This window comes from Vibrio sp. ER1A (genome assembly GCF_000733315.1).
Taxonomy (GTDB): Bacteria; Pseudomonadota; Gammaproteobacteria; order Enterobacterales; family Vibrionaceae; genus Vibrio; species Vibrio mediterranei.
Window position 1 is genome coordinate 1 of record NZ_JPJA01000005.1, and the last position, 17,536, is coordinate 17,536.

General features: G+C 52.5%; 17 protein-coding genes. All 17 read left to right on the forward strand.

Going from position 1 to position 17,536, the window contains the following annotated elements:
• The coding region (locus HW45_RS28160) for a TrbI/VirB10 family protein (protein ID WP_051867650.1) at window positions 1-1,332 on the forward strand (1,332 nt) is incomplete at its 5' end.
• A 49-nt stretch (window positions 1,333-1,381) separates the two neighbouring features.
• On the forward strand, window positions 1,382-1,921 hold the full coding sequence (locus HW45_RS01650) for a TraV family lipoprotein (protein ID WP_038224204.1): 540 nt from the start codon (window positions 1,382-1,384) through the stop codon (window positions 1,919-1,921).
• Complete coding sequence (gene traC / locus HW45_RS01655; RefSeq protein ID WP_038224206.1) at window positions 1,918-4,491, forward strand: type IV secretion system protein TraC; 2,574 nt, start codon at window positions 1,918-1,920, stop codon at window positions 4,489-4,491. Before HW45_RS01650 ends, traC begins: the two co-directional genes overlap by 4 nt.
• A complete protein-coding gene (locus HW45_RS01660; RefSeq protein ID WP_038224208.1) occupies window positions 4,488-4,883 on the forward strand; it encodes a TrbI F-type domain-containing protein in 396 nt (131 codons plus the stop codon). The genes traC and HW45_RS01660 overlap by 4 nt, the downstream gene beginning before the upstream one ends.
• Before the next feature lie 5 nt (window positions 4,884-4,888).
• Complete coding sequence (locus tag HW45_RS01665; RefSeq protein ID WP_152559584.1) at window positions 4,889-5,461, forward strand: hypothetical protein; 573 nt, start codon at window positions 4,889-4,891, stop codon at window positions 5,459-5,461.
• Window positions 5,458-6,120: a type-F conjugative transfer system protein TraW gene (gene traW, locus HW45_RS01670; protein ID WP_038224212.1), complete on the forward strand. Its 663-nt coding sequence runs from the start codon at window positions 5,458-5,460 to the stop codon at window positions 6,118-6,120. The genes HW45_RS01665 and traW overlap by 4 nt, the downstream gene beginning before the upstream one ends.
• A 1-nt stretch (window position 6,121) precedes the next feature.
• Entirely contained in the window at window positions 6,122-7,174 is a 1,053-nt protein-coding gene (gene traU / locus HW45_RS01675; RefSeq protein ID WP_038224214.1) for a conjugal transfer pilus assembly protein TraU, read from the forward strand.
• Between the two features lie 13 nt (window positions 7,175-7,187).
• The gene (gene trbC, locus HW45_RS01680; protein WP_038224216.1) at window positions 7,188-7,889 is read left to right on the forward strand and encodes a type-F conjugative transfer system pilin assembly protein TrbC; all 702 of its coding nucleotides are present in this window, start codon (window positions 7,188-7,190) and stop codon (window positions 7,887-7,889) included.
• A gap of 1 nt (window position 7,890) precedes the next feature.
• Entirely contained in the window at window positions 7,891-10,026 is a 2,136-nt protein-coding gene (gene traN / locus HW45_RS01685; protein WP_038224218.1) for a conjugal transfer protein TraN, read from the forward strand.
• 94 nt (window positions 10,027-10,120) lie between these two features.
• Window positions 10,121-10,306, forward strand: a complete 186-nt coding sequence (locus HW45_RS01690) for a hypothetical protein (protein WP_038224220.1) — start codon at window positions 10,121-10,123, stop codon at window positions 10,304-10,306.
• Between the two features lie 25 nt (window positions 10,307-10,331).
• The gene (locus tag HW45_RS29445; RefSeq protein ID WP_160171180.1) at window positions 10,332-10,508 is read left to right on the forward strand and encodes a hypothetical protein; all 177 of its coding nucleotides are present in this window, start codon (window positions 10,332-10,334) and stop codon (window positions 10,506-10,508) included.
• A gap of 55 nt (window positions 10,509-10,563) precedes the next feature.
• Entirely contained in the window at window positions 10,564-10,908 is a 345-nt protein-coding gene (locus HW45_RS01695; RefSeq protein ID WP_038224222.1) for a hypothetical protein, read from the forward strand.
• A 42-nt stretch (window positions 10,909-10,950) separates the two neighbouring features.
• Window positions 10,951-11,763, forward strand: coding sequence for a conjugal transfer protein TraF (traF, locus tag HW45_RS01700; protein WP_038224224.1), 813 nt, complete (start codon window positions 10,951-10,953; stop codon window positions 11,761-11,763).
• Window positions 11,750-12,352 carry a conjugal transfer protein TraF gene (gene traF, locus HW45_RS01705; protein WP_038224227.1) on the forward strand — a complete coding sequence of 201 codons (603 nt, stop codon included), beginning with the start codon at window positions 11,750-11,752 and terminating at the stop codon, window positions 12,350-12,352. The genes traF (HW45_RS01700) and traF (HW45_RS01705) overlap by 14 nt, the downstream gene beginning before the upstream one ends.
• Window positions 12,353-12,423: 71 nt before the next feature.
• Window positions 12,424-13,761 carry a conjugal transfer protein TraH gene (locus HW45_RS01710; protein ID WP_160171181.1) on the forward strand — a complete coding sequence of 446 codons (1,338 nt, stop codon included), beginning with the start codon at window positions 12,424-12,426 and terminating at the stop codon, window positions 13,759-13,761.
• Window positions 13,762-13,908: 147 nt separating this feature from the next.
• Window positions 13,909-16,689 carry a conjugal transfer protein TraG N-terminal domain-containing protein gene (locus HW45_RS01715; RefSeq protein ID WP_235225331.1) on the forward strand — a complete coding sequence of 927 codons (2,781 nt, stop codon included), beginning with the start codon at window positions 13,909-13,911 and terminating at the stop codon, window positions 16,687-16,689.
• Window positions 16,690-16,752: 63 nt separating this feature from the next.
• Window positions 16,753-17,364 carry a hypothetical protein gene (locus tag HW45_RS01720; RefSeq protein WP_038224233.1) on the forward strand — a complete coding sequence of 204 codons (612 nt, stop codon included), beginning with the start codon at window positions 16,753-16,755 and terminating at the stop codon, window positions 17,362-17,364.
• The last annotated feature ends 172 nt before the right edge of the window (window positions 17,365-17,536 follow it).

Sequence of the window (17,536 nt, forward strand, 5' to 3'; positions counted from 1 at the left end):
ACCGGTTATGTCTTAATGACCCAAAGGAAAGCCCCACAGGTGGTACAAGCCGCGCCAAGCTTTGGTGAAGTACTGGATGAAGAGTACGCTAGTGACGATGCCCAATCCGCCGCCAGACTTAACGAGGCCAATTTGCAAACGCTGAGCAAGGATGTGAATACCCTGCGCAGCCAAAACGAAACCTTGATTCAGGAGAGCCAAACCCAAACGAAAGCCATGAAATCCGCGCGCACCGCATGGGAGCAGGAGAAAGCCGACTTGGTGGACAAGCTCAAGCTGGCCACCGAGCAGCTAGAGCAGGCCGTCGCCAATGATGTGGCTCACGATATGGATAACGCGCAAGACCGCGCACTTGGTCAAAACCTAGATGGCCCATCGTCAAGACCATCCCATCAACCCCCGTTTTCCACAGGCCGTGACCCGTTTGAGTACCCACAGCCTCATTATGAAGACAGCGCGCGATTTGAGGAGGCGTCGGGTACAAACGAACTCAAAACCTTGGTGCCTGGCGCGCCACTCACGCCAACGGGCATTGATACCTTTGTGATTGAGCAGCCCAAAAACCGCCACAAACGTAGCGCAAACAACTACGTTCCTGCAGGCAGCTTTGTGACTGCGGTCATGACAGGTGGCGCAGAGGCCAATGCGGGCGTTTCTGGAGAGTCCACCACCTCACCAGTTCTATTTAAAATGCTCAATGGCGGCTTCCTGCCCAATGGCCATCATACCAAACTCAAAGGCTGCACCATGACCGGCAGTGCCTATGGCGACATTTCGTCATCCCGAGGCATTGTCCGGGGAGACCGCCTATCATGCATCCGCAAAGACGGCAGTGTCCTAGACATCCCCATTGAAGCCACGGTGTTTAACTTTGGTAAGAACGGCATCGCAGGCACGGCGATTATGCGCAACAGCAAAATCATACAAAGTGCGGGGGTGGCTGGCATCTTAACCGGATTAGGGAATGCCGCTACGGGACTGTCTCAAACCCAGTCTACCTCAGCACTAGGAACCACCAACAGTGTTGACCCGAGCAAAACCGGACTCAACATTTTAGGCACCGCCACCTCAGAAGTGGCCGCTAAGCTCAGTGACTACTATCTAAAGCTCGCTGAAAAATACCACCCTGACATTGAGCTACGCCAAGGCGCTGTGGTCAACATTGTTTTTCTCAAAGGCTTTCCTCTGTATGACACCGAGCAATACGCCAAAGCCATGGACGCCGCCAAGGCGAGCGCACAGTCTCAAGTGACCACGCTAACTGCCAGTCCTGCGGCCGCGTTACTTAACGCCGCCAATCAAAACCTAGGACGCGCGACTGGTCGTCCCTAACCCATCATCGATAGCCAAGGCGTATCCCTAGCTATCAAAAGGAGTGTTTATGCCCTTCCCTTGGATTTCAACGTTGGCAGAGTTCCATTGCTCTGTCTCATCGTCATCTTCCTATGTTCACCGTGGATTACCACAACTCTTATCACGAGGCGTATCAATGCGTCGCCTACTCGTCACAGTCAGTATGCTGACTATACTGTCCGGTTGCACTGGCTTTAAAGACAGCCCCAGTTGTACACATATCGATGGCCTTGCCAGCTGCGATTCACTTAGCGATGTCAACACCATGAGCAATAACGGCATCATTGCTGCCGATGAGGATGGCCACGTCATTCGTGGTTATGGAAGAGAGGCCACGTCGCGCGCCCCTATATCGCCGCCGACCCTAGCACTGGATGTCAATGCGCCTCCGGTCGCCAGTACACCCCTTCGAATACCTGAGCGCACCGCGCACATGGTGATATTTCCATTCATTGATGAGCACGGCAATTATCACGATACCGCCCAATTGGATATTTTGCTCAGCAAACCGTACTGGTCAAAACCTGCTGCCACCGTCATTCGCCACCAAGAGGACGACCGTCTATGAGCCTATCTAACTTATTGAACGCGGCCAAACAGAGCCGTGACACCCCATCGTTATCTGACGAGCTGCCGTATCATCTTTTTGATGACGCCTCGCACCTGTTCATCAACAACACCAGTATCGGCATGGGACTGCGTTTTGCACCGCTCGCAGGCGTAGGAGACAGTGAGGTGGAGTCGCTCAACAAAATCTTCTGCGCTCTGCCTGAAGGCAAAAAATGGCGCTACCAGATTGAGCTGTCTATGGACCATCGTGTTGGTCACGCTATTGACGCCAACGCCAGAGCCTGTCAACAAGGGGAAACGTCGGATACCCATGCCGTGCATGCCCTGTTTGCCGGTAACGAAGCCACCTACGCTCGATACGGCGCTCGCCATTCGTTTGACTCAAAACTCGGGGAGCAGTGCAAGTTCGACCTGCGCCGTCATACAGGCACGATATGGGTCAGCACCACTACTGGCGATAAAGACAAACTCATCGATGTGATGGAGCACCTTACCTTGAGCTTTAACCAAATGGGGCTGTGGACTCGTCCATGCGATGACGCCACGCTCATCGCCAAGGTGCGTGACACGCTTCACTTTGACCAGCAGACCTTAACCGACCCAGACATTGACTTGCTGCCTTTTGAATCCTTAGCCCGTCAAGCGACGCTACCAGGGAGTGAATGCTTGGTACGCGACCAATCGCTGGCGTGCCGATTTACCGATACGCAAGGTCACGTTCAAGATACCATCGTGGTCACGCTAGGGCTTCAGCGTTTACCTGAGCAGTTTCACCTGTTCTCGCTCCCCAACTGTTTGGCTGACCTCTCCAGAGCGGCTAAAGCTGTCACCTGCCCCATGAGCATCAATCTGGCGTTCACGCTGCATGACAGTGGCAGCACCAGTATGAAAAACGAACGGAAAATCTCCAGTTTAGAAAAATGGGCCAACTCACCGATGGCCAAACTCATTCCGGGACTGGTCGATGAGCTCAATGACCGAAAGCTGCTGCAAAGTGGCCTGCGCTCTGAAGAGTGTAAACTGGCGAGTGCCATTTTCACCGTGGTACTTAAAACCACTGACGAAAAGAGAAAACGGGATGTTATCGCCGCAGAAAGCGCCTTTTCCAATAGCGCGCTGCGCCTGCTGCCTAATCACCGCATTCATGCCGCGTGTTTACTCAATACCTTGCCGTTTCTGCCCTCTGACGGCTTTTTTGATGACATGGCTCGCCTGAAACTGGTGCGCACCTTAAAAACCTCTAATCTGGTGAACTTCACCCCCTTAGTAGCCGACCCACAGCGCACCCAGCCCGGCTTATTGCTGCCCACCTTTCGGCGCAGCATCTACTACTTTGACCCGTTTGAAGCCGGGGGAGACAACTTTAATGTGGCCATTGCCGCGGCCTCTGGCTCCGGTAAATCCTTTTTCACCCAAGCGCTGGCGAAAAACCAGATTGAGCGAGGCGGTCATGTCTGGATACTCGATAATGGTGACAGCTACAAAAAGTTCACCTTACTGCAAAACGGTGTCTACCTGAATCACGAGCAGATAGCGTTAAACCCTTTTACGCACCTCTCCCGTATCGCCAAAGGCGATGAGTTCAAAGACGATAACGGTGAAACGGTCAATCCCCTGAAACAGACCATCGGGGACATCGTCTCCCTGTTTGCCATCTTATGCTCTCCCAATCAAGGCGTCAGTGACCATCAACGTACGGCGCTGCTTGTAGCGATTTCACACGCGTGGGAGCAACACGGTGACCATACGTTAGTAGACCACGTGCAAGTGGCCTTAACCGACGTTGCCCAGCGTGAAGGCGAAGACCGCCGCATTTTGGATTTGGCGTTTGCGCTCACCCCCTATTGCCAAGGCAATATTTTTGGGGACATGTTCAATTTGCCCTCTCAGCTTGACCCGAACGCGCACCTCACCACGTTAGAGCTGTCAGGATTTAAGGGCGATGTGTTAAGACCGGTGGTGTTTGCGCTGATGGTAAACATCAACCAAGCCATGTACCTCTCTGGTGACCGCACCAAACCGAAGATGGCCATCATCGAGGAAGCGTGGAAACTGATGAACGGTAAAGACCCTGCCGCCTCCGAGTTTATTGAAGAAGGCTATCGCACTGCCCGTAAGTTTCGAGGCTCGTTTGTCACCGTTACTCAAGGCGTGTCTGACTTCTTTAAATCCAGCGCCTCAGAAGCGGCCTACAACAACTCCGATGTGCACCTGTATTTAAGACAAGGCGAAGCCTTTGCTACGTACGTCAAAAACAACCCCAATGCGTTTACGCCCCACGAAGTGAGTCAAATTAACGCCTTCCCCACCGCAAAGGAAGCGGGCTTTTCCAGCTTGATGCTGCGTGTGGGCGGACGGCGCAGTTTTCATCGCTTCTTTTGCGACCCGTATACGCGCGCGCTGCTCTCCACCGAAGCCGAAGAGTTCACTCACGTGGAAGCGCAGCTCAAACAAGGGGTAGACATCACCACCGCGGTCATTCACACCGCCAAGACGTTTTATGCCAAGGACATCGCGCGCTTTGATGCCATTAAAGCCGCAGAGCAGCAAAAGGAGGACATCACATGACCACACCCTATTGGTTCACCCACGTGCTGGCGCACACACTGACCGCCAGTCTTGCCATCGGGGCGTCTTTGTTGTTGATACCCATCGTACATCCCTCTCACCCCACCACCATCGTGAGTGTGGACAAACCGGCTTTGATTGCGCAGTTTGATGACGAGCTCTCCAGTCCCTGGCTCAGTGAACAGGCGCGTACCGAGCGGCTAACGCAGTTTTCTCGCACACTGGCGCGCCTCATTCATACCTACGAAGCCAAAACCGGTGCGGTCGTGGTCAGTCAAGACGCGCTGCTGACCCCTAAGCACGACATCACGCCCGAGGTCGCGCGGGCGCTTCGTTCTGCGTTAACCCATTCAACCGATGACCACACGGCGGACTTTGAGGAAAAGCCATGAATACGGTGCATTTCGTGGACGCTGAGAACATAGGGATCACTGCACTCAGCGCCTTAGTGCACGATCCCCTTGATCATCTGTTCGTGTTCAGTCTGAGCTTCGACGTGGAGAGTGTGTGTCACAATCATCGCTGGCACTATCTTAATGACTACGTTGTCGGGAATAATCAGGCCGATTTTGCTCTCATCGCTGAGTTTGCAAAGCAACTGACCCTAGCAGGAGACATCGCGAATAAACACGACTGGCGATTACACAGTAAAGACAACGCATTAAGACAAGCCTTTACCAGTGTTGGGCAAGCCATCGGCGTCGCCGTCAAGCTGTCTCCAGACACACTGATAATCGCAAAGACGACAGCAAAGGCCATTGAGGTTAAACCCAAAGCCGCGACACCAGAAGAGCAGCGACTCGCTCGATTTCTAGCAGTGCTGCCCGCCAAATTGGATGACGCCCTTCGCACACAACTTCGACTCAGCAAACCTTCCTTCACCCGACTGATCAATCAAAGTATCAACGAGGGACGAATTGAACGTGACGGCCAGCAGCGCTCGCTCTGGCGTAAAAAGGAAAAAACATGACAAGGTTACCCCGTCACTTAAATACCTTTCTCCTCACCACCTTAACGACGCTCTCCCCTCTGCTTCATGCCAAAGATTTAGGCACGATGGGTGAGAGCTTTACCATTGGTGAGGTGGACATGCTGGACTGGATACATCAGCGCCTGGCTCAAAAACAGGCCGATGGATCATTGCAGCACTTTAACGATGACTTGAAAGCCGAACTGAAACGCTATAGCCAAAGCCCCACACCAGTAGAAGGGCTAACCGTTGCCACGCGCAATGCGCACTTCACTGTTGACCCCTCACTTAGGGTGCCCCAAGACATTACCGATAACACGGGTCGCGTCATCGTGCCAGCCGGTACCCGTGTTAATCCGTTTGAACGGTTAGGTCATCGCTACCCCAATCAGTTGGCGTTCTTTGATGGCCGTGACCCAAGACAAGTTGCATGGGCAAGCCGCATGAGTGAGCAATACCCAAATTCGCTGACGCTGATTTTAATTGGGGGCGATATCAAACAGACCCACCACACGCTCAAACACAAGCTCTGGTTTGACCAAGGTGGGTATTTGAGTCAAAAGCTGCACCTCAGACACGTGCCATCACTGGTGTATCAAGAGACCATGCACTGGCGCATTGAGGAGTTTAACGTCAACCACAAAACACAAGGGCAATAATATGAACCAACGGCGTACAGACCCATTCCAGTGGTCACTTCCTCTCTGTCTGCTCCTGTTTGGTCTTAGCCTTTGGAGCGCTCAGAGCCAGGCAGGGGCGACTTGCGGCTCTACGGGTATGCTTAACCCCGTGAGCGATATCTGTTGGGACTGCATTTTCCCATTGCGAATTGGATCAACCACCACCGCCCCCAGTACACAGGGGCTTCCTGATGACAACGCTGGCGGCTCTCCGGTGGGAGAATGCCCTGCCCCGCCGCCTGTGTTTTATCGTGTTGGCGTCAACCTCAGTTACTGGGAGCCGTATTCGCTCGTCGATGTGGTCAGAGAGCCGTACTGTTTAGAGAACTTAGGATTCTCGATTGCAGGTGGCGCAGGTGCCATGAAGATGGGCGGTACAGATACCCATCAAAGCGGCGGCAAAGCCAATGCCAAAGGCGGATTTTATGATGTGCATTGGTATAAGTATCCTGTGTTCGCCATATTGGACGTACTGGAAAATGTCGCCTGCGCGACCGTCGGTGGTTTTGATATGGCCTACATGACCGAAATTGACCCACTGTGGCACGATGAAGATTTGGCGCTGATTGAAAACCCAGAGGCAGCGCTTTTTGGCAATCCGATTGCTGCACTGGCGTGTATCGTTGATGCCGCGAAAACGCTGCTTGGCAACAGCACGCCGATTAATGCGCTGTTTTGGTGCATGGGCAGTCAAGGCGTGGTCTACCCGTTTACTGGACAAACGAGCGAACGGCGCTCTGGCATCAGCAATGCCCTGCTACTGATGGAGCGCTTTAACTTCAAACTGCACCGTCAAGGCATGGTACTGGAAACCCACGACCCCAACCCAGCGAATTGTCTCGCCGTTCCCGACCCGATTTTGCCCAAGTCGCGTTATCGCTATCAGATGAGCCGTCCGACATCCAGTCCAGACCGTTGTTATCCCTATGGCACCACAGCGCAGCGTTGGGAGTCTGGCCGTAACAATCCGGTGACAGGCAAAGACAATTACGGCTTTGTCACCTGGCGCAAACGCAGCTGCATGGCGCTTTAATAAGGAGCTGATTTTGAAACGTCTCTCTCTACCGTTACTCACAGGGCTACTCACAGCCCTGCTCTCACCTCTGGCCATAAGTCGCCCCAATGTTGATACCTCGCTTGAAGGGGCGCTTGACGAGCTAAGCACATTGCCAGCGCAGAGCCTGCAAACCCCTGACGATGTTCAGCGCTTTCTGAAAAGCCTGCAAGCACAGCATACCCCTGCCGGAACGCAAGCCGCGCCACCGCTGCAGATTTTTGTGAGCCTGAGTATGCCTCAAAGCTCGCTTATCCCTCTACTCAGACAGGCCAGTGAACTTGGCGCACCGGTAATGATACGCGGCGTGCTGCCACAAGGGTTTAAAGCGACCATTGATGCGGTCTATCAATTGATGGCTCAGATGCAGCAGCAACATTTACCGCCGCTCGGCGGCGTCAGCATCGACCCTCATGCCTTTACCACCTGGCACGTCACACGCGTGCCTACTTTCGTGCTACAACCAACCGCACTCAATCCCGCAGAGCCTAGTCAAGCCGAGCCTAGTTCGGCTGACCGTCTAGTCGGTAACCTCACCCCAATGGCAGCACTTAAGCAGTTTGCCATCAGTGGTGAGCACAGCGAACTGGCGCGTTCACTGCTGGATACGTTGAAAACCCGTTCAAACCTGAATCCATCAGAGACAGCGCCTTCTAACACGGGACGCGCGGTCACGGTCTTTAGGAGTCAATGAGATGAACCTATTCCCCTTAAGAAGAGTCAGTCTGATAGCTGGCCTGATAATGAGCGCCGCGTTATTTAGCCACGCTTCTCAGGCCGCTGACCCATTGTCACTGCAAGGTATCCTCGATGCGCAGAAAGGCAATAGTCTGCTCACCTCCCTGTGTCAACGCGATGACCCTAAAGCGCAAGCCGACTGCTTGAAAGGCGCCAATACGCCGTCGCAAAGCCAGTATTACAGCAGCGATACTAGCCATTTAGGCAGCGCTCAGCTTCAAGGCGATGCCAATTTAACCCGCCAAGGCCAAGCGACCCTCAACGCGCAAGGGTTTGAAGCTCAGGCGAAAGCCCGTCACGATAAAATCGCAGAGCTCAAGGCCGATGGCTCCATCCCGTCGCTATCGACATTAGAGTCGCAATATGGGGACTACGTAAAAAACGCCGACGTAGTGGCAGGGGGCGTGAACGACAAATACCACGATTGCACCGGAGGGGTGACCTATCGTTACAGTAAGGTTAATCAAAGCTGCATTGTACCGACTCACCACCCTATCACGTGCACGATATCGCGCGTTCGCGTCAAAGACCAATTGAAAACTGGAACCGTGACGGTTCATCCTCATGCCGCTCATGGCGGCGAGCACTATACCTTCACTATGCCCGTTCCTCACGCGGTTATCACTCAGGTTAGGGTACATCTCGCCACGCCCGTACAAGCGTGGTTCATTCATAGCTTGTCGTTAACTTTGCAGCACCAATCGTTAGGGACCATGCACGAAGATGGGCATTACCGTCACATACGCGCCATTGGCAAACACGATTATACGTTTTCACCGACCCTGTCCCTCTCCAGTACTAATGTCGCTTTGGACATCGCACCTAGTGGAGGACAAGCTCATTTTAGCGCATCCTTGCACCCGACGCTCACCATCACTTATCGCTACGCGGTTCCCGTCATGGGCTGGCGAAATGATTGCAATGAAGCTCAGTTGACGAAAGCACAGTGCACCGCCACCGCGCCAGTCTGCACACAAGGGGCTGGCACTCGCTCTGTCGCTAATGGGATGGGCGCAACGTCGCGTATTTCACAATCGTGCTGGCAACAAACACAAACGTGGACCTGTCCTGTAACGGATACCTGTGCTGCCTTGCCGCATACGTCGGTGGATGAAGCGCACCAAAAGGTCGGAACCGTCAACTGCGTCCCTCAAAGCCAAACGTGCCAAACTCAGATAGCGGGCGTGTGCATTGCTAATCGAGTCAATCAGACCTGCACCACCAAAGTGGAAGAGAGCACAGATTTGGTGTGCAGCCAGCCCAATGCGCTGACTGATTGTACGCGCTACCCCAATGAGCCGTGGTGCAAAACCCAAACTCACCGCTCTCCTCATGACATGGCGCATGCACTCACCAGTCTTGCGATTCAAAACGCCATGACCTGCGGCGCCGCCCCCAACGACAAAAAGAATCCGCCAGCGTGCACACTGGGCGGTTTTGACCCCAAGACCATGCGGTTTTTTGGGGGCGAAAGCAAAAGCTGCGGCATCGGGGCATTAGGCGCGTTTAACTGCTGCTCTGACGGCCAAGGCTGGGCAGGGCAAATTGGGGCGCACCAATGCAACACAGAGGAGCGAGAAATTGCCGCCGCGAAGCAAAAGCACATCGTCATCAAACTGGGCACGTATTGCGCAGAGAAAGTCTTGGGGGCGTGCATTCGAAAAAAAGAAGCCTACTGTGTCTACCCATCAAAAATGGCGCGCATCAGCATCACGGCTGCACGCTCTCAAATAGGCAAATCGTTAGGCAGTCCAGAGCATCCCAACTGCGAAGGACTCAGAAAAGAGGAGTTTGCCAAGCTCGATTTTGAGCACATCGACTTTAGTGAGATTATCGGGGATATCAAACCGCCCACCCTGCCTAATGTCAATGCGCTGCACGCCAAATTCAGTGCCATGAAAAGCGATAACCTCAATCCCACAACCACCAATACAGGGGATGGCAAATTAACCGGCACGCAGCTCACGCAGCGTTATCACGACCTCGACCCTCAAACCTTGCGAGAGCAGGGACTGGTCGTGGAAACCAGTCACGGCGTCGAGCCTGACGAAGACGCCATTCGTGCTCGCTATCAACAGATGGGGACGCCGTGATCATAACAAAACACTCACTCTCCTAACGAAGAAAGAGACGAAGGAATGTATCCAAACCTACGTTTTTGGCCACCATCACTCAAAAGGACAAGTCATGGACAACACCAGTCAACGCCAACAAGAGTCGCTGCAAGACGGCTCACCACTGTCATCGTTACACCCTTATCTGCGCTTTCTTTTGACGCTCATCCTGTTCTTCGCTGCCGTAGCAGTGGGCACAACGTTAGGCATCGAAGCGTCATTGGCAGAGCATGGACTCAATACGACAGAGTTATGGTAACCACCCAACACAAGGAACCATTTTTATGACATTAACACCACCCGTTCGACGTCTCATCAGTGCTTGTGCGACCGTGCTACTGATTGGCTGCTCGGCTTACGCGGGCGCTCGCCTTGGCACTGAGATCGGCATTGTTCGCGCCACCGTCAGCATTCAGGCAGCCGCCTCTGATGGCCACCTTGAATCCAGTTCTATCCATTAATCCATCTTGCCCCTGCAGACTCTGTAGGGGCAGGCTTTACCAAGGAAATCAACCTATGACTACGTTATGCTCTCTTCTTAGCCAAAGTCTGACATCGTTACTCGCCCTTCTTCGTGTCGCGGCCGCCATTATGGTCATGCAAGCCACGTTGTTTGTATTTTCACTCTACAACATGCTCTCAAACTATGGGCCAGAGCTTCAACACCTGTCCTTAGTGCAGTGGCAGCAAGGCATAGACACCCTCTGGTTTGGTGCATTTGATGTCACCATTCGTCTTGCTGTCCTGCTTCTTGGTGTTATCGCATTGAAACAAGTGGCCACTTATTCGGCGGACCGTTCATCTCGCCTTGGCTCGCAACGCCTAAGACCACACGTGCCTGACCAGCCATCGTCGTTGTAGGCAACGCCTACGCCCCCTTACCTGCCATTACTTGGAGGAAACATGAACACACGCTGCCTATCACAGGCCAACTCACCCTCACTGCCTTTCATCGCCTGTGCTCTGCTGCTCACGTTAAGTCTCCCTGTCCGGGCGCACACCGGTAAGGGATGGCAATGGTACGATGACCCAACGCCCACCGTGACAGAGCCTGATACGCCTAAGGTCAATACGGTGCACACGCCAATACCACAGCAAAGTCAGCCACCTAGCGATGAAGCACTTAGCTATTCCGAGCAACTTAAAGCCTGGCAAGCGGAGTTTCAGGAAGCCAAAGCCGCGGCCGTCATGGCGCCATCGCCTGAGCACTTGTATCGATTGCAATCACTCATCGAGGCGTCATGGGACAAAACCCATCAACTGGCAGACGCTTGGCAGCAAACCTTACTGCTCCACCCTGAGCTGGACTATAACGCCACGCACCCCACTGGAGAGCGTGCTAAACGTGCATTCTTTGAACAAAAAGACCAGCAAGTGGAGGCCACCTTAGCCAAACTCGTCCGTGAAGGGGCCGGTCTGTTTTTGGTGTTCCAATCTGGGGATGTCTACTTGCATGAATTCGCCAGCCAAATCCGCCAGTTTGCGGAGGGTGAACATTTATCCTTGTTAGGCGTCAGTTTGGATGGCAGCCCTTTGCCTGAGCTTGGTGAAGTGAAAGCCAACCAGGGTAAGCTCCACGTCGCGGTAACCCCAGCGGTCATATTAGTGAACCCTCATTCGCACACGCAAGTGGCCGTCAGCTATGGCATCAACAGCATCGACACCATCAAACGTCACATTCACTTTATCGAGAACGGTTACCATGACTCGCCTTAATACTATTCCTATGTTGAGCGTTATCCTGCTCACTCTACTGACGCTGCTCGCACCAGTTGCCGCCAGTGCGTCAGGCAAAGACACGCTTGGCAACATGATAAGCACGCGCGCAAAGCAAGAATCTAGCGACATCACTACACTGCTGCGCCCTGCTCCCAAACCCAAACCGGCAACAACGTCCCCTTGGCAATTGGTGTTTGTGTTCGCCGATTGGTGTCCATATTGTCATCGGACCGCGCCTATCGTCAAAGCGTGGTCAAAGCGACACCACATTCCTGTGCGAGCCATCTCCATCACCCAAAAAGGGCTGCCCGATTACCCCACGTTTGAAGCGCTCAGTCCCAGTGACAGCGCGGCGTGGTTTCATGGCAGTATTCGCGTCCCCGCTCTGCTGGCGCAAAGCACGGCTAATCCCAAACGCATCATAGGACTGGCAACGGGCGCCGTCACCGACAGCCAGCTCACCAGTTTATGGACTCAGGGGGTAGGACGGCAACGTTTAGAAAGACACCGTGTAGAAAGACCAAGACCACCACGTCCACCTGACGGCTTTGACACTCGCTCCCCTTACTCCACCGCACGCCAATAAGGAGCCATGCCATGCTCGCTTTACTTTACCGTTTCACTCCGTGGCTGCGCGCCACGAAGAGGAAGAGCGCCGTGTCACTGTTTGTCATGGTGCTCACCTTGTCACCGGCAGCCCAAGCCTCGGTCAATAACCAATTAGGCAACTACTTTGACGGTCTAGGCTATAACACCAATGTCACCAGTCCATCGGCCTTTAAAGGCCAAAGTGCCAATTACTTCAGCGCAGGCGGACTGTCGTTAAAAAATCCCGTGTCGAATCTGGAAATCGGGCAAATCAACATGCCAGCGATTTCAGCAGGCTGTGGTGGCATCGATGTCTACGGTGGCGGCTTTTCGTTCATTAATGCTGGACAGTTCAAACAGTTTTTACAAAACGTCGGACACGCCGCGGGTCCACTGGCGCTGAAAATGGGGATTCAGACCTTAACCCCTCAACTGGCAAGCCTACTGGATGAGCTTCAAGACTGGGCCAGCAAGTTCAACAACATGAGCCTGAATTCCTGTGAAGCCGCGCAATCACTGGTCGATGCCACGGGGCTGACCTCGTTAGCGCAAAACGCAGGCAAAGAGATGGCCTGTATCCGCTCGGCCATTGCTGACGGCAAAACGTCAGCCGATGCCAAAGCGCAGTGCTCTGGTGGGGGCGCGACCGCCGAAGTCGCAAAAGCGGCGAAAAAAAGTGATTACGACCAACTGCCCGTAAGCGTCAACATTGCATGGAAGCACATCCGAAAAAACAGCTACCTCGCCCAAGACACCGAACTGTCTGAGCTGGTCATGGCGCTCTCAGGTACCGTGATTTACGATGACCAAAGTCATAAGACCACGCTGCCATCGTTGTACCTGCAAAACCAAAAGGGCATCGAATTGCTGCTTAAAGGCGGTCACAGCGCCGATATCTACCATTGTGATAAAACCGACACCTGCCTGCATCCCACAAAAAGTACCATCGACATCGATGTGCAAAAGGCGTTCTACCATCAAGTAGAAACGACGTTAAACGCCATTGCGGCTGCGTACAAAAGTGACGCCAAATTCAACAACAAAGAGAAAGCGTTTTTAGACATCACGCCGCTACCTGTTCTGAAAATGCTCACTAACGTGATGGAGTCTCATGAGCCTGTGGCCAACTACGCGCACGATTACGCGCAAATCATCACCGCGAAGCTATTGTCTCGATACTTAACTGATTTATTGCACCTTGAGATGGCCACCTTTACGGACTCCGACAACAGCAAAGACGCCGAGCGCATTCAGCGCACCATTGAAAAAATGCAAGCTTACTTGGATGAAGCCCCTAAAGCGGCGCTCAATCGTTTGGTTCAGCTCAATCAACTGGTTAACCAGCGCAAGCAAGCAGAGCGAATGATTCAGTCCAATATGGACAGCTTTACTCGCACCGCACTGTAACCCAGCAGGTCATCATCCAACGTGGCCTGCACCACTGACTGTCTGTCTTTCCTTTACTTTATCTTTACTAGGAGCGCTCTTCCTATGTTAACCGTTCACGTCTTCTACGCTGGCGAAATCGTCAGAGAAGTGTTTAATGCCGTGGCCATGTTTGTCAACAGCAAAGACATGGCCACTATTTTAAGTATGGTCGCTTTAATTAGCGTCCCCCTTACCGTTATGCAGTTTATTGGCACGCACTCCCCCAAAGCGATTATCACCTGGTGCGCGGTCACAGTGCTCGTGCCCACCTTGCTGATTAAATCCACCGAAGACATTCAAATCATTGATGCCAGTAATCCTTTGCATGTCACTACCGTGGGGAACGTGCCGATGATACTCGCCTTTCCGGCACACTTTGCCACGCTCTATATGTTTGGTATCACCGATAGCATCAATGGGATATTTCATACCAACGAGGATGAGCAGTACAGCAAGACAGGGATGCTCTATGGCGCCACGTTAGTACGTAAAAACCTCACCGCTAAAATCCACAACCCTCAACTGCAACACCTCTGGCAGCAATACCTCACGAACTGTATTCGTCAAGATGTCGCCATCAATAACAAGTACACCTATGAGGAGCTGTTCAGCTCGTCAGACATGCTGACGTTTTTAAAAAACCACAGCCCCTCACCAGTGAGACGTATTCTTGACCCTGGGCATGCCAGCCACTACAGCGCAGAAAGTGGCCGGTTCCCTACCTGTAAAGAAGCGCTACCGGTGATTACCTCACTCTTTAAACAAGAGGCCACCAACCAGCCGAACTACTTAAAACGCCTGCTTGGGGCTGATGGGGCCAACACCGCCAAACAAAGTGCGCTGATGATGACCGCCATGGACAACGCTAATCACGCCTTGATTGATGTCTCTCAAAACGCCAGACAAACCATCTTACAGGCCATGGTGACCAACTCGACGCTCACCGGACTGATTGATGCCAGTGATGCGGTCGGCGCGGACGCGACTGCTATTCGTCTGATGGCCGCGCAAACCGAAATCCAGTCCAATGCGTTTATGGCCTCTACGGGACTGTGGGCACAAAAGCGCATTCCTATGCTGCAAACGGTGATTTTGCTGCTGATTATGTGCGCCTCCCCCATTGTTGCCGCGCTCGCCATGCTGCCGAACATGAGCTTAAAAGTGCTCAGCAACACCTTGATGGGCTACCTTAATGTCGCCAGTTGGCCGATTGTGTTCACCTTCATCAACTTTATCAGTCACGCCTTTGGCAGTGCGATGATGAAAAGCATCACCAACGCCGACGGTGGGGTCACCTATTACAATTTGGCTGAGCTGCATAAAACCAATTTAGAAATGAGCTCTATTGCCGGTTGGCTGATGATGCTCACCCCCATCATTACCCCGTTTCTGGTCAAAGGGGGCGCGTCCATCATGGGCAGCGCCGCCATGCAGTTTGCAGGCATGATGAACTCGGTAGGCGGACAAGTCTCCAAAGAGATTGCCACGGGTAACATCAGTTTGGGTAACACCAGTGAAAACGTGCACAGCTACGACAACACCCATGCCAATAAGCACGACACCAACTACTTAGATAACCACAGTATGGCCAGCCAACAACTCGATAATGGGTCGATGAAACACCTGACGGGCAGTGGCAATGTCTATGACACCCGAGGTAGCCGTTCAACCACCGACACCAATATCCATTTAGGTGAACAGCGCTCTGCTTCATTGAAGACGGCGGCCACTCAATCCGCTAGAGCCACGCAGACCGAACAAACCAGTTGGCAAACCTCTGCCAGTGATTCTTGGAATCAGCTCCAAGCGTCTCGCCAGACTCTCGCCAGTCAAGAGAACTACGGCAACGGCTATAGCCAAAACGAGCAAACCTCAGACCGAGCCGCTTTGGATGAAGTGTATCGCGCCACCCATGACTACGCGCAAAGTCATAATATGAGTGACAGCGACGCCTACAGCACATTACTGGCAGGCAGAATGGGCGTCAGTGGGCATATTGGTGGAGGGAAAGACAGCATTGTGGGAGGCAGTCTGAACGCGGGTATTGAAGGCAGCGCTAATACGGGGGCAACTCATACCTACACAGACGGAGAAACCCGTACCGATTCTGACTCTAAATCCACAGCCTTTAACCATGCTATGGACCGACTGGAATCGGCCTCAAAAACCCACACGGCAGGCGATAATCACAGCAAAGCAGCACAAAGTGAACAGGCTTACCAAGATAGCCTGAGCAATGTCGCCAGCCACAGTAAGCAGCTCAGTGCTGCGGTCAATCGCGAGCACGCCGCAAGCCTATTGTACGAGCAATCAAAATCCGACAATGCAGGTTTCAATCAAGACTTGTCTATGGGCTTCCAAAAATGGGTTGAAGACAATCCAAAACTACGTGAAGGCATGGACATGAGCCGTCTTATGGCCAGTAACGATGTTTATGAGAGCACAATGCGAAAGCAGCTTGCGGAAAAATATGTGGGAGAACTCACTGAAAAAGAGATCAGCAAAAAAATGAACGCCATTACCCCAGATCAAATCGACAGCATTCAAGGGCAAACCATGAATACTATCGCCGACGTAGGAGCAACTAATATGGACACAGTGACGGCGCAGGGTCAAACGGCACTGAGGGCACATCATCAAACGGGACAAGATCTCGCCTCCACCTCAACACCGTTGTATGACGATAAGCAGCGTCAAAACACTGTAAACCAAGTAGATCACGATGTTGCTTCTCGCACCGAGCACGTGAAAAACACCGGTGTGCGACGCGGTCACCACGTAGAAGAGAACACTGATAAAACGGTGGCCAATCGAGGTGACGGACTCAACGTATTAGGAGAAGAGCTGCATGAGATGAAGGAGAGCGTCAAAGACAGCGCTAAGTCCCTAAAAAACGAACTTTTTTGACTAGAGCCTGTATAAATGATCAGGTATAATTTGGTGGTTATTTGAACACGGAGTACTTGGGTTATGAAAGTCTGGTTATCTTTGTTACTGCTCATATTCGCTCAATTGGCGCACGCAGGGCCTGCCGCTTTTGGGATACGTATCAACACGACCACATTAGCTGACATCCAGAAGACGCACCAGGTCATGCCGATCACCGCTAGAAAGGAAACTTTCGATCCCGCTTCAAAGTTTTGTGTGCCGATCGAGCAGGGAGAGGGTTACGCTTATTGTGATAGCGCACCTCATCCTAGCTCTACTGAGCACGCTTACACCATTGATATTAGAGACAGTGGCGTACAGTACTTTGAAGTGCGTACAGATAAGCATAATGTTGTAAAATTCATGCTTATCAAATTTTACAACCCTGATGAGGGTGAACTTTCGCGTTCAATAACTGTTGGAGACCGTTTAAATAGCAAATATGGGACATTCAGCGATGAATATGATTTATTCCAAAACGGTTATTTTCGTCCAGTACGCGAAACCATTAATGCCTTTATAAGTATGTGGATAAAAAAAGGTGACGATCATTTCTTTGTTATTCTCTCGGACAAAGATTACCTCAAAACTACACGTTACGACTTAACTGATCATTACCAACCACAAGGCAAATCGGCCGACGATCAGTTCTAACCTTATGGGCAAAGATATCTCCGACTTTGCCCCTACAGCTTTACGCTAACACCAACACCTCTAAGCGGCATCACCCCCAAAAACACCTCTTTATCCCTGCTGCTTTCCACTAATGAACATCCAAACACAGTTGCCACGTCTTGTCGTAACTGTGTTCATCCTCATTTATCAA